We start from the raw sequence: 12,596 nt of genomic DNA, 5'->3' as shown, positions 1-12,596 counted from the left end.
GCGGGCGTTCTCCTCGAAGGCTAGTAGAGCACCACGCCGCGGATCGACTCGCCGCGCTTCATCAGGTCGAAACCCTTGTTGATGTCTTCGAGCGGCATGGTGTGGGTGATCAGGTCGTCGATGTTGATCTTGCCTTCCATGTACCAGTCGACGATCTTCGGCACGTCGGTGCGGCCGCGCGCACCGCCGAAGGCCGAGCCTTCCCACTTGCGGCCCGTGACCAGCTGGAACGGCCGCGTGCTGATTTCCGCGCCGGCCTCGGCCACCCCGATGATGATGCTGCGGCCCCAGCCCTTGTGCGTGCATTCGAGCGCCTGGCGCATCACCTTGGTGTTGCCGATGCACTCGAAGCTGTAGTCGGCGCCGCCGTCGGTCAGCTGCACGATCGCATCGACGATGTTCTCGTGCTCCTTCGGGTTGAGGAAGTGCGTCATGCCGAACTTGCGCGCCATCGCCTCGCGCTCGGGGTTCAGGTCGACGCCGATGATCTTGTCGGCGCCCACCATCTTCGCGCCCTGGATCACGTTCAGGCCGATGCCGCCGAGGCCGAACACCACCACGTTGGCGCCGGCTTCCACCTTGGCCGTGAAGATCACCGCGCCGATGCCGGTGGTCACGCCGCAGCCGATGTAGCAGACCTTGTCGAAGGGCGCGTCCTCGCGGATCTTGGCCAGCGAGATCTCGGGGGCGACGGTGTAGTTGCTGAAGGTGCTCGTGCCCATGTAGTGGAAGATGGGCTTGCCGTCGAGGCTGAAGCGCGAGGTGGCATCGGGCATCAGGCCCTTGCCCTGCGTGCCGCGGATCAGCTGGCAGAGGTTGGTCTTGCGCGACAGGCAGAACTTGCACTGGCGGCATTCGGGCGTGTAGAGCGGAATGACGTGGTCGCCCTTCTTCAGCGTGGTGACGCCGGGGCCCACGTCGACCACGATGCCCGCGCCTTCATGGCCGAGGATGGCCGGGAAGATGCCTTCGGGGTCGGCGCCCGAGAGGGTGTAGTAGTCGGTGTGGCAGATGCCGGTGGCCTTGATCTCGACCAGCACCTCGCCGAATTTTGGCCCTTCGAGGTCCACGGTTTCGATGGTGAGCGGGGCTCCGGATTTCCAGGCGACGGCAGCTTTGGTTTTCATGGCGCTTCAGGGCAAAGGGACAAGGATAGCGAGGCCGGCGTTCAGGCCGCCCCGGCGGCAAAGATACCCGACATTCCGATGAAGCCGGGCAGGTGGCGGAAGTTCCAGATCCAGTGTCGCAGGGCGGGGTATTCGTCCAGCGAAATGCCGCCTTCGCCGGCCAGCGCCGCATAGGGAAAGCAGGCCAGGTCGGCCACGGTCGCATGCGGGCCGGCCAGCCACTGCCGGCCTTCGCTGGCGCGCTCGGCCAGGTGGTCGTCCAGCAGGCGGAAGGCTGCGTGCGCACCGCGACGGCAGGCCTCGACGTCGATGTCCTCGTAGCCGAAGGCATCGTGCAGCCGCGCGGCCGAGGCGGTGCGGGTGAGTTCGTCGGCAATGGCAAGCCACATTGCGACTTGGCCGCGCAGCTGCGGATCGGCGGGGTACCAGCGGCCCTCGGCGTCATGCTTGCTCGCGAGATAGACGAGGATGGCCTGCGCGTCGCGCAGCAGGAAGCCGTCGTCATCGATCACCGGGAGCTGGCCCAGCGGATTGACCTCTGCCAGGAACGCGGCCGACTTGTGCTCGCGGCCCGGATGAAAGTCGACCGGCACGCGCTGGTAGTCGAGGCCTAGCCAGGCGAGCATCTGCCGCACCTTGAAGCAGTTGCCCGACAGCGCGTAGTCGTAGAGCCGGATCATGCCGCCTGCCTCACGCCAAAGCGCATGCCGCGCTCGCGCAGCCAGCGCCGGTAGGTGACGGAGGAGGTGTCGCCCCGCGTCGGCGTTTCGGCGCGGCCTTCGAGCGGCATGCGCTTGAAGGCGTGGTTCTCCAGGATCGGCTTGTCCTGCCCGAAGATCGTCTGCTGGAACGCGATGAGCTCGGCATCGGTAGAGGTGTCGTCGTAGCAGGCCAGCAGCGTATGGGCGATCACGTGCTCGTCGTCCAGCGGCTGCAGGAACAGGCCGATGGCGTCGAGCTCGCCGGCGCGCGAGCTCGACTTGTAGAGCATGGCCGAGAGCGGCTGCATCACCCGGTACTTGTAGAGCACTTCGCTGCCGCTGCCGTGGGCGGCCGAGGCGCGGGGCTGCCAGAAGCGGCAATCGGTGGCCCAGATCTCCTGCGTGGCGGGATCGACCTGCACCTGGTACCTGGCCACCTCGGTGTGCGGCACCTGGCCCAGGAAGCCGGCGTGCACGAACGGGAAGTGCGCCATGTCGAGGAAGTTCTCGATCACGCGCAGCCCCGATACCGCCACGCCAACGCCGCCGCAATCGACGATGCGGCGACCCGGTTCACCGTATTCGGGAAAGTCGAACAGCGGACGTGCGGGCCGGCCGCTCGGGCAGACCCAGACATAGCCGTGGCGCGCCTGGACCGAGAGCGCCTGCGCGCCGAGCCGGCATTGCGGCATGCCGGCGGCATCGGTCCACAACTGCAGCGTTTCTCCGAGCAGGCGAACCGAGCGGGGCTGTGTTTCGGAGGTGCCGGCGAGCGCGGCCGCGGGCCCGGCGACCAGCCAGTCGTCGAGCATGTTGGGGTCATCGGTGATGAAGGGCATGGGGTTCTTCCGGTCAGGCCGCCTGCTGCCGCGCTTCGATTTCGCCGCGCAGTGCGCGCGCGGCGATGTGCAGGGTCTTCATGGCGGCGCTGCCGGGTGCGGCAGGGGTCCAGAGGTGAATGAAGGCCAGCCGTGGCTGGGCATCGAGCACCAGCGCGGTGGCGGCGACGTGGTCGAGCGCGCCGCGCATGGCGAGCGCCGGCGCCTCTGTCGCGAACCCGCGCGCCGCGAGCGCATCGCGCACGCGGGCCGCATCGGCACGCACGCAGAGCGTGCGGCAGAACGACCAGCCGGCAGGCACGGCGTCGTCCGGGGGCGGAGAGGGCGGCGCCGCGGGCGCGAGGTTCACCCACAGCATGCCGGAAGCCTCGGCTGCGGGAAAAACCTTCGCGCACACGTTGCGCGGCGCCGGCATGCCCGGGTGGGCGGGAATGCTCGCGCACTGGCCGCTTCCGGCGTCGTACTGCCAGCCGTGGTACGCGCATGAAAGCCGGTCCTGCACCACCTGCCCCAGCGTGAAGCGCACGCTGCGGTGCGGGCAGCGGTTTTCCCAGGCCTGCGCAGCGCCGGCGGCCGAACGCCAGAGCGCCAGCTCCTGGCCCTCGGCAAAACCCGCGACGATGTTGGCGCCGGGGCGCAGTTCGGCCGAGGGGGCCACCGGGTGCCAGGTTGGAATGCTGTCTGTGCTCATGATGCGCGCCACCTTAGCGCAACCATAATGGCGGCATCGCACGCAGCCATTCACCATGAAGAAAATACTCGTCCTCAACGGCCCCAATCTCAACCTGCTCGGCACCCGCGAGCCCGAGCAATACGGACGCGACACGCTGGCCGACGTCGAGCGCCTGTGCCAGGAGGCCGGCGCGAAGCATGGCGTGGAGATCGAATGCCGCCAGTCGAACCACGAGGGCGTGCTGATCGACTGGATCCACGAGGCCGGCCGCGAGGTGGCCGCGGGCCACATGCTGGGCGTGGTGATGAACCCGGGCGCCTACACCCACACCTCGATCGCGCTGCACGACGCCATCAAGGGCGCGAGCGTCCCGCTGATCGAACTGCACATCTCGAACGTGCACGCGCGCGAGGAGTTTCGCCATCGCTCCTACATTTCGCCCGCGGCGCGCGGCATCATCGTGGGTCTTGGCGTGAAGGGCTACGCGCTGGCCATTGCGGCCCTGGTGCCCTGACGAGCCTGGCGGCGCGCTGCCGGTCAGTCGGTTTGCCGCGGCGCGACGGCCTTCCAGCTGCGGCTGATGTGGCCTTGGGCGTCGACGCTTTCCAGGTGCACGTCGAAGCCCCACAGACGCGCGACGTGCTTCAGCACTTCTTCGGCATCGTCGTGCAGCGGCAGGTTGTTGCGCTGCGTGTGGCGCAGCGTCAGCGCGCGGTCGCCGCGCATGTTGACGTTCCACACCTGGATGTCGGGCTCCCTGCTGCTGATGTCGTACTGGCGTGACAGCGATTCGCGCAGCGCGTGGTAGCCGCTGTCGTCGTGGATGGCGGACACCTCGAGTTCGGGCTCGCTCTGGTGGTCGCGGATCGCGAACAGCCTGAAATCGCGCATCGTCTTGGGGCTCAGGAACTGGCCGACAAAGCTCTCGTCCTTGAAGTTGCGCATGGCGTAGTCGAGCGTCTTGACCCAGTCGGTGCCCGCAAAGTCGGGGAACCAGCGGCGGTCTTCCTCGGTGGGCTTTTCGCAGATGCGCCGCAGCTCGGTGAACATCGAGAAACCCAGTGCATAGGGGTTGATGCCGCTGTAGGCGCGATGCCCGACGGGCGGCTGGAAGATCACGCCGGTGTGCGAGCTGAGCCACTCCATCATGAAGCCGTCGGCGAGCTGGCCGCGGTCGTACATGGTGTTCAGCAGGGTGTAGTGCCAGAACGTCGCCCAGCCCTCGTTCATGACCTGGGTCTGGCGCTGCGGATAGAAATATTGCGCGATCTTGCGCACGATGCGCACCACCTCGCGCTGCCAGGGCTCGAGCAGCGCGGCGTTCTTCTCGATGAAATAGAGCAGGTTCTCCTGCGGCTCCGAGGGGAAGCGGCGCGACGAGTCGGACTCGGTGGTGTGCTCGCTCTTGCGCGGCAGGGTGCGCCAGAGGTCGTTGACCTGCTGCTGCATGTGGCGCTCGCGTTCGGCGCGCTGCGTACTCTCCTGCGCCAGCGAGCGCTTCTGCGGACGGCGATAGCGGTCGACGCCGTAGTTCATCAGCGCGTGGCAGGAGTCGAGCAGTTGCTCCACCGCATCGAGGCCGTGCCGTTCCTCGCACTCGGCGATGTAGTGCCGCGCGTAGACAAGGTAGTCGATGATCGAGGACGCATCGGTCCACATCCGGAACAGGTAGTTGCCCTTGAAGAAGCTGTTGTGGCCATAGGCCGCATGCGCGATCACCAGGGCCTGCATGGCCATGGTGTTTTCTTCCATCAGGTAGGCAATGCACGGGTCCGAGTTGATGACGATCTCGTAGGCCAGCCCCATGTGGCCGCGGCGGTAGTTCTTCTCGGTGGCGATGAACTGCTTGCCGTAGGACCAGTGGCGATAGATCATGGGCATGCCGACGCTGGCATAGGCATCCATCATCTGCTCGGCGGTGATCACCTCGAGCTGGTTCGGGTAAACGTCCAGGCCGAAGCTCCTGGCCGTCTTCGCGATCTCGGTGTGATAGGTCTCGATGAGATCGAAGGTCCAGTCCGACGGGCTGGGCAGGCGCTCCAGGCGCTCGGTGCCGCGCTCGAGGGGAGGGTGGTCGGAGGTCATGCGGGCACTCCCTCCTTCTTGAAGAGGTCGCGGAAGACGGGATAGATGTCCCGCGCGTCCGATACCTTGCGCATCGCAAAATTGGTCTCGATGCCTTCGAGCTGCGCGTATTCCTGCCACAGGTTCTGCTCGGTTTCGGCCACCTGCACATAGGCGTAGTAGCGCACCACCGGCAGGATGTGGTCGACCAGCAGCTCGCGGCAGCGCCCGCTGTCCTGGTGCCAGTTGTCGCCGTCGCTCGCCTGCGCACCGTAGACGTTCCATTCGCCGCTCGGGTAGCGCGCCTTGATGATCTCGTCCATCAGCACCAGCGCGCTCGACACCACGGTGCCGCCTGTTTCGGTGGCGTGGAAGAACTCTTCCTCGGTGACTTCCTGCGCCTGCGTGTGATGGCGCAGGAACACGAGGTCGATGGTCTCGTAATGGCGCGTGAGGAACATGTAGAGCAGCATGAAGAAGCGCTTGGCCATGTCCTTGCGTGCCTCGTCCATCGATCCCGACACGTCCATGAGGCAGAACATCACGGCCTTGGCGCTGGGCACGGGCGTCTTCACGCGATTGCGGTAGCGCAGGTCGATCGGATCGATGTAGGGCACGTGGCGCGAAGTTCGGCGCAGTTCGGCGATCCGCTCCTCGGTCTCGAGGATTTCCTTCTGGATCAAGGGCTGCTCGGCCTGCGGATGCTGCCGCAGGTGCAGCAGGTGCGTCTCCAGGCGGCGCAGCTCTTTGCGCGGCTCGCCGCCCAGCGCAATGCGCCGCGCCAGGGCGCCGCGCATCGAGCGCACCACGTGCAGGTTGTTGGGCGAGCCGTCGCTCGTGAAGCCGGCCCGGTGGCTCTTCCATTCGGGCACCTCGGCGATCTGGGTGCGAATGAGGTGCGGCAACGCCAAGTCGTCGAAGAACACGCGCATGAACTCCTCGCGCGTGAGGCGGAAGACGAAGTCGTCCTCGCCCTCTCCGCCATCTCCGGCCTCGCCGCTTCCCGAGCCGCCGCCGGCCTGCCCTTCCGGACGCGCAATGCGGTCGCCCTTCAGGTATTCCTGGTTGCCCGGATGCACGTACTCGCGGTCGCCGCCGCGCGCATGGCCGAAGACGGGTTCGGACACATCGTGGCGCGGCAGGGTGACATCTTCGCCTTGCTCCAGTTCGCGGATGTTGCGCCCGCTGACCGCGCGCCGCACAGCCTCCTGGATCTGCCCTCGGTAGCGCCTGAGGAAGCGCTCGCGGTTGCCAATGGACTTGTTCTTGCCCGAAAGCCGGCGGTCGATGATCTGCTGCAGGATGGCCACGATGTTGTCAAAGCTCCTTGCAAAAAGGGGGCGAAGCCCTTGGGGCCCCGCCGCTGTGAACTGCCGCTATGAACTCTTGCGCACGCGCAGGTACCACTCGCAGAGCAGGCGAACCTGCTTGGCCGTATAGCCTTTCTCGACCATGCGAGTCACGAAGTCCTCGTGCTTCTTCTGCTCGTCGGCGCTGCTCTTGGTGTTGAAGCTGATCACCGGCAGGAGTTCCTCGGTGTTGGAGAACATCTTCTTCTCGATCACCGCGCGCAGCTTCTCGTAGCTGGTCCATGCCGGATTGCGACCGGCGTTGCCGGCGCGCGCGCGCAGCACGAAGTTGACGATCTCGTTGCGGAAGTCCTTCGGATTGCCGATGCCCGCGGGCCGCTCGATCTTCTCGAGCTCGGCGTTGAGCGAGGCGCGATCGAACACTTCGCCGGTGTCCACGTCGCGGAACTCCTGGTCCTGGATCCAGTAGTCGGCATAGGTGACGTAGCGGTCGAAGATGTTCTGGCCGTACTCGCTGTAGCTCTCCAGGTAGGCGGTCTGGATTTCCTTGCCGATGAACTCGGCATAGCGCGGCGCCAGCAGCTCCTTGATGTAGCTGATGTACTTCTGCTCGGTTTCCGGCGGAAACTGCTCGCGCTCGATCTGCTGCTCGAGCACGTACATCAGGTGCACCGGGTTGGCCGCCACCTCGGAACTGTCGAAGTTGAACACCTTCGAGATGATCTTGAACGCGAAGCGCGTCGAGACGCCGCTCATGCCTTCGTCGACGCCGGCGTAGTCGCGGTATTCCTGGATCGACTTCGCCTTGGGATCGGTGTCCTTGAGGTTCTCGCCGTCGTAGACCTGCATCTTGCTGTAGATGCTGGAGTTCTCGGGTTCCTTCAGCCGCGTGAGCACCGAGAGCTGGGCCATCATGCGCAGCGTGCCCGGGGCGCAGGGCGCCTTGGCGAGCGACGAGTTGCGCACCAGCTTCTCGTAGATCTTGATTTCTTCGGAGGCGCGCAAACAGTAGGGCACCTTTACGATGTAGATGCGGTCGAGGAAAGCCTCGTTGTTCTTGTTGTTGCGGAAGGCCTTCCATTCGCTCTCGTTGCTGTGCGCCAGCACGATGCCGTCGAACGGAATGGCGCCGAAGCCCTCGGTGCCCTTGAAGTTGCTTTCCTGGGTGGCCGTGAGCAGCGGGTGCAGCACCTTGATGGGCGCCTTGAACATTTCCACGAACTCCAGCAGACCCTGGTTGGCCAGGCACAGGCCGCCCGAATACGCGTAGGCGTCGGGGTCGTCCTGGGCATAGGTCTCGAGCTTGCGGATGTCGATCTTGCCCACCAGCGAGGAAATGTCCTGGTTGTTCTCGTCGCCCGGCTCGGTCTTGGCTACGGCAATCTGCCGCAGCACCGACGGGTAGCGCTTGACCACCTTGAACTGGCGGATGTCGCCGCCGTACTCCTCGAGCCGCTTCACGGCCCAGGGCGAGAGGATGCGGTTCAGGTAGCGCCGCGGGATGCCGTATTCCTTTTCGAGGATCTCGCCGTCTTCGGCGGCGTCGAAGAGGCCGAGCGGCGTCTCGTTGACCGGCGAACCCTGGATGGCGTAGAAGGGCACATGCTCCATGAGCTGCTTCAGGCGCTCGGCGATCGAGCTCTTGCCGCCACCGACCGGGCCGAGCAGATAGAGGATCTGCTTCTTTTCCTCGAGGCCCTGGGCGGCATGCCTGAAGTACGACACCACCTGCTCGATGGCGTCCTCCATGCCGTAGAACTCCTTGAACGCCGGGTAGATCTTGATGACCTTGTTCGCGAAGATCCGCGAAAGCCGGGAATCGTTGCGCGTGTCGACCAGCTCGGGTTCGCCGATGGCCTTGAGCATCCGCTCGGACGCGGTGGCATACGCGGTGGGGTCGCGTTTGCAGATATCCAGGAAGTCCTGCAGCGAGAGAACTTCCTCGCGGGTGCGCTCGTAACGGGCGGCAAAGTTGCTGATCACATCCATGGTCACGCCTCCATCAGGTCTGCGGGTTTATTGACCCCAAGCCAGCAGCCGCAACGCGTAGCAACTTTTTAAAGGTGTACCGCCCATGGCTGCAAGCCATCGAAACTCCCTTAATCTCCATCTGCACAAACAGCATAAAGCAAAGAGTGCACCCGGAAAATTCTTTGTTAAATCAGAACCACAGTGCCGAGTAAAGTTCCTGAGAAAAACCCGCAGCATTTGGCAATTCCAGCTAAATTTCAGGGTTCGGGCTACCGAACTCAGCGCCACCCTGCCGCCCAGTGAAAATACCTATGGCGATCGGCATATGCAGTCATTGCATCTTTTCCCGCGATAGCACCTCCTAATGAGCCCCCGGCGGCTCAAAACGGTTACACACCAATAACGCGCCAGGTCGTGTTTAGGTTTATTGCTCAATCGCAAAATATATAAAAGCAATCCTTGCGCCATCTTTTGATGGGCACCTCGCGCATGTGGGCGTGGGAAAGCGCGCCAAGGCGTGGTCGGCGAGGTTCCGGGGTGGTGTCGTCATGGTGCGCGGCACCGAACGAGGTCGGCAGGCACCGTTCGCGTGCGCGAAGCAGGGGCGGCATCGAAGCAAGTGCGTGCCGCGCTTTCTAACTACTTGAAAAGACAGGGGAATCGGCAGCGCCGGACCTCTGCCTTTTCTTCAGCTGAAGAATTCCTTGGCCTTGTCGAACCAGCCCTTGTCGGTCGGGCTGTGCTTGTCGCCGCCTTTCTTGAGCGATTCGTCGAGCTCCTTGAGCAGCTTGCGCTGGTGCTCGGTGAGCTTGACCGGCGTTTCGACGCGCACGTGGCAGTACAGGTCGCCCGGATAGCTGGAGCGCACGCCCTTGATGCCCTTGCCGCGCAGGCGGAACTGCTTGCCGCTCTGGGTGCCATCGGGAATATCGATGGCGGCGGCGCCCTTGAGCGTGGGCACGCTGATCTCGCCGCCCAGCGCCGCGGTGGTCATGCTGACGGGCACCACGCAGTGCAGGTCGTCGCCGTCGCGCTCGAACAGCTCGTGCTTCTTGAGGCGGATCTCGATGTAGAGATCGCCGGGCGGCCCGCCGTTGGTGCCCGGTTCGCCGTTGCCGGTGCTGCGGATGCGCATGCCGTCGTCGATGCCGGCCGGGATCTTGACCTCGAGCGTCTTGTTGTTCTTGATCTTGCCCTGGCCATGGCACACGGTGCAGGGCTCGGGAATGATCTTGCCGCTGCCGTGGCAGGTCGGGCAGGTCTGCTGCACGCTGAAGAAGCCTTGGCGCATCTGCACGGCGCCGGCGCCGTGGCAGGTGGTGCAGGTGATGGGCTTGGTGCCGGGCTTGGCGCCGGTGCCCTTGCAGGTGCCGCAATCGTCCCAGCTCGGGATGCGGATCTGCGCGTCCTTGCCTTCGGCCGCTTCTTCCAGCGTGACTTCCATCGCATAGCTCAGGTCGCTGCCGCGAAACACCTGGCGCCCGCCGCTGGTGCGCCCGCGCGCGCCGCCGAACACGTCGCCGAAGATGTCGCCAAAGGCCTCCGCAAAGCCGCCGAAGCCTTCGGCACCTGGGCCGCCACGCATGTTGGGGTCAACGCCGGCGTGGCCGTACTGGTCGTAGGCCGCACGCTTCTGCGCGTCGGACAGCATTTCGTAGGCTTCCTTGACCTCCTTGAACTTGGTCTCGGCGTCCTTGGTGGTGTCGCCGTGGTTGCGGTCCGGGTGGTGCTTCATCGCAAGCTTGCGATAAGCCTTCTTGATTTCCTCCTCGCTCGCGTTCTTGGGAACGCCGAGGGTTTCGTAGTAGTCGCGTTTTGTGGCCATGGCTGGTTCGGTCGGGGCGGGCGGGAAGCCGTTACTTGAAGCGAGAAAGGCTGGAACACCCGGTCAGGTGGTCCAGCCTCGTTCGAAGGACTGAAGATCAGTCCTTCTTGACTTCCTTGACCTCGGCGTCGACCACGTTGTCGTCGGCCGGTGCGCTTGCAGCCTCCGGGCCAGCAGCAGCGGCACCCGGACCGCCCGCGGCGCCTGCCGCGGCCTGCGCATCGGCGTACATCTTTTCGCCGAGCTTCTGGCTGGCGCTCATCAGCGTGTTGGTCTTTTCCTCGATCGCGGCCTTGTCCTCGCCCTTGAGGGTTTCTTCCAGGTCCTTGATCGCGGCTTCGATCTTTTCCTTCTCGCCGGCGTCCAGGCTCGCGCCGTGCTCGCCGAGCGACTTCTTCACGCTGTGCACCATGGCTTCGCCCTGGTTGCGGGCCTGCACGAGCTCGACCTTCTTCTTGTCCTCGGCCGCGTTGAGCTCGGCGTCCTTCACCATCTTCTGGATCTCGTCTTCCGACAGGCCCGAGTTCGCCTTGATGGTGATCTTGTTTTCCTTGCCGGTGCCCTTGTCCTTGGCGCCCACGTGCAGGATACCGTTGGCGTCGATGTCGAAGCTCACCTCGATCTGCGGCGTGCCGCGCGAGGCCGGCGGAATGCCCTCGAGGTTGAATTCGCCGAGCAGCTTGTTGCCCGAGGCGATCTCGCGCTCGCCCTGGAACACCTTGATGGTCACGGCCGGCTGGTTGTCCTCGGCGGTGGAGAAGGTCTGCGCGAACTTCGTCGGGATCGTGGTGTTCTTCGTGATCATCTTGGTCATCACGCCACCCATGGTCTCGATGCCCAGCGACAGCGGGGTCACGTCCAGCAGCAGCACGTCCTTGCGGTCGCCCGAGAGCACCTGGCCCTGGATGGCGGCGCCGACGGCCACGGCTTCATCGGGGTTCACGTCCTTGCGCGGCTCCTTGCCGAAGAAGGCCTTCACCTTTTCCTGCACCTTGGGCATGCGGGTCATGCCGCCGACCAGGATCACGTCGTTGATGTCCGACACGCTGATGCCGGCGTCCTTGATGGCCAGGCGGCAGGGCGCGATGGTGCGCTCGACCAGCTCGTCGACCAGGCTTTCGAGCTTGGCGCGCGTGAGCTTGATGTTCAGGTGCTTCGGACCCGAGGCGTCGGCCGTGATGTAGGGCAGGTTGATGTCGGTCTGCGCGCTGTTCGACAGCTCGATCTTGGCCTTTTCCGCCGCTTCCTTCAGGCGCTGCAGCGCGAGCACGTCCTTGCCCAGGTCCACGCCTTGCTCTTTCTTGAACTCGGCAATGATGTAGTCGATGATGCGCTGGTCGAAGTCTTCGCCGCCCAGGAAGGTGTCGCCGTTGGTCGACAGCACTTCGAACTGCTTCTCGCCGTCGACGTCCGCGATTTCGATGATCGACACGTCGAAGGTGCCGCCGCCGAGGTCATACACGGCGATCTTGCGGTCGGCCTTGTCCTGCTTGTCCAGGCCGAAGGCCAGGGCCGCGGCGGTGGGCTCGTTGATGATGCGCTTGACGTCCAGGCCCGCGATGCGGCCGGCGTCCTTGGTGGCCTGGCGCTGGGCGTCGTTGAAGTAGGCCGGCACCGTGATCACGGCTTCGGTCACGGCTTCGCCGAGATAGTCTTCGGCGGTCTTCTTCATCTTGCGCAGGATGTCGGCGCTGACCTGCTGGGGGGCGATCTTCTTGCCGCGCACTTCCACCCACGCGTCGCCGTTGTCGGCCTTCGCGATGGTGTAGGGCATGAGGTCGATGTCCTTCTGGACTTCTTTCTCCTCGAACTTGCGGCCGATCAGGCGCTTGATCGCGTACAGCGTGTTCTTGGGATTGGTCACGGCCTGGCGCTTGGCCGAGGCACCGACCAGCACTTCGCCGTCTTCCTGGTAGGCCACGATCGACGGCGTGGTGCGCGCACCTTCCGAGTTCTCGATCACACGCGTGGTGTTGCCTTCCATGATCGACACGCACGAGTTGGTGGTGCCGAGGTCGATGCCGATGATCTTTGCCATGTTCTTACTCCTGAAAGCCTGAAAAATATGTTGTTATGAACTTGTGGA

Annotated in this window: 10 protein-coding genes; 1 reads left to right on the top strand and 9 read right to left on the bottom strand. The window is 64.7% G+C overall.

Translation table 11 applies throughout. The features are described 5' to 3' along the window. Nucleotides 1-20: 20 nt before the first annotated feature. From L1081_RS11695 to L1081_RS11680, 4 genes are read right to left on the bottom strand one after another with little or no spacing between them, the layout of a single operon-like run. Complete coding sequence (locus L1081_RS11695) at nucleotides 21-1,127, bottom strand: S-(hydroxymethyl)glutathione dehydrogenase/class III alcohol dehydrogenase (protein WP_021006426.1); 1,107 nt, start codon at nucleotides 1,125-1,127, stop codon at nucleotides 21-23. Nucleotides 1,128-1,168: 41 nt separating this feature from the next. Further along, complete coding sequence (locus L1081_RS11690; protein WP_489416543.1) at nucleotides 1,169-1,807, bottom strand: glutathione S-transferase N-terminal domain-containing protein; 639 nt, start codon at nucleotides 1,805-1,807, stop codon at nucleotides 1,169-1,171. Next, the gene (locus L1081_RS11685; protein ID WP_489416542.1) at nucleotides 1,804-2,667 is read right to left on the bottom strand and encodes an aromatic ring-hydroxylating dioxygenase subunit alpha; all 864 of its coding nucleotides are present in this window, start codon (nucleotides 2,665-2,667) and stop codon (nucleotides 1,804-1,806) included. The genes L1081_RS11690 and L1081_RS11685 overlap by 4 nt, the downstream gene beginning before the upstream one ends. A gap of 13 nt (nucleotides 2,668-2,680) precedes the next feature. Further along, on the bottom strand, nucleotides 2,681-3,358 hold the full coding sequence (locus tag L1081_RS11680) for a Rieske 2Fe-2S domain-containing protein (protein WP_489416541.1): 678 nt from the start codon (nucleotides 3,356-3,358) through the stop codon (nucleotides 2,681-2,683). Nucleotides 3,359-3,413: 55 nt separating this feature from the next. Between L1081_RS11680 and aroQ the strand changes: the two genes are divergently transcribed. Next, nucleotides 3,414-3,854 (top strand): type II 3-dehydroquinate dehydratase, encoded by a 441-nt coding sequence (gene aroQ, locus L1081_RS11675; RefSeq protein ID WP_319441462.1) that lies wholly within the window; start codon nucleotides 3,414-3,416, stop codon nucleotides 3,852-3,854. A gap of 23 nt (nucleotides 3,855-3,877) precedes the next feature. Here the strand turns inward: aroQ and L1081_RS11670 are convergent, their stop codons facing one another. The 5 genes from L1081_RS11670 to dnaK all read right to left on the bottom strand — a co-directional run bounded on the left by L1081_RS11670 (nucleotide 3,878) and on the right by dnaK (nucleotide 12,548). Next, on the bottom strand, nucleotides 3,878-5,425 hold the full coding sequence (locus tag L1081_RS11670; protein WP_489416540.1) for a SpoVR family protein: 1,548 nt from the start codon (nucleotides 5,423-5,425) through the stop codon (nucleotides 3,878-3,880). Beyond that, a complete protein-coding gene (locus L1081_RS11665) occupies nucleotides 5,422-6,714 on the bottom strand; it encodes a DUF444 family protein (RefSeq protein ID WP_489416539.1) in 1,293 nt (430 codons plus the stop codon). Before L1081_RS11665 ends, L1081_RS11670 begins: the two co-directional genes overlap by 4 nt. A 66-nt stretch (nucleotides 6,715-6,780) precedes the next feature. Next, nucleotides 6,781-8,703, bottom strand: coding sequence for a PrkA family serine protein kinase (locus L1081_RS11660; protein WP_012746852.1), 1,923 nt, complete (start codon nucleotides 8,701-8,703; stop codon nucleotides 6,781-6,783). A 670-nt stretch (nucleotides 8,704-9,373) separates the two neighbouring features. After that, nucleotides 9,374-10,510 carry a molecular chaperone DnaJ gene (gene dnaJ, locus L1081_RS11655; protein ID WP_489416538.1) on the bottom strand — a complete coding sequence of 379 codons (1,137 nt, stop codon included), beginning with the start codon at nucleotides 10,508-10,510 and terminating at the stop codon, nucleotides 9,374-9,376. 97 nt (nucleotides 10,511-10,607) lie between these two features. Further along, nucleotides 10,608-12,548, bottom strand: coding sequence for a molecular chaperone DnaK (gene dnaK, locus L1081_RS11650; protein ID WP_489416537.1), 1,941 nt, complete (start codon nucleotides 12,546-12,548; stop codon nucleotides 10,608-10,610). Between the last annotated feature and the right edge of the window lie 48 nt (nucleotides 12,549-12,596).

The organism is Variovorax sp. MSC1_012, assembly GCF_023667525.1.
Lineage (GTDB): Bacteria > Pseudomonadota > Gammaproteobacteria > Burkholderiales > Burkholderiaceae_C > Variovorax > Variovorax beijingensis_B.
Note: the sequence above shows the minus strand (reverse complement) of the source record. Positions and strands in the feature narration are given on the sequence as shown.

Coding starts and splice junctions, on each gene's coding strand:
- aroQ (WP_319441462.1), top strand. CDS start 3,414: ATGAAGAAAATACTCGTCCTCAACGGCCCCAATCTCAACCTGCTCGGC.
- L1081_RS11690 (WP_489416543.1), bottom strand. CDS start 1,807: ATGATCCGGCTCTACGACTACGCGCTGTCGGGCAACTGCTTCAAGGTG.
- L1081_RS11695 (WP_021006426.1), bottom strand. CDS start 1,127: ATGAAAACCAAAGCTGCCGTCGCCTGGAAATCCGGAGCCCCGCTCACC.
- L1081_RS11680 (WP_489416541.1), bottom strand. CDS start 3,358: ATGAGCACAGACAGCATTCCAACCTGGCACCCGGTGGCCCCCTCGGCC.
- dnaJ (WP_489416538.1), bottom strand. CDS start 10,510: ATGGCCACAAAACGCGACTACTACGAAACCCTCGGCGTTCCCAAGAAC.
- L1081_RS11685 (WP_489416542.1), bottom strand. CDS start 2,667: ATGCCCTTCATCACCGATGACCCCAACATGCTCGACGACTGGCTGGTC.
- L1081_RS11670 (WP_489416540.1), bottom strand. CDS start 5,425: ATGACCTCCGACCACCCTCCCCTCGAGCGCGGCACCGAGCGCCTGGAG.
- dnaK (WP_489416537.1), bottom strand. CDS start 12,548: ATGGCAAAGATCATCGGCATCGACCTCGGCACCACCAACTCGTGCGTG.
- L1081_RS11660 (WP_012746852.1), bottom strand. CDS start 8,703: ATGGATGTGATCAGCAACTTTGCCGCCCGTTACGAGCGCACCCGCGAG.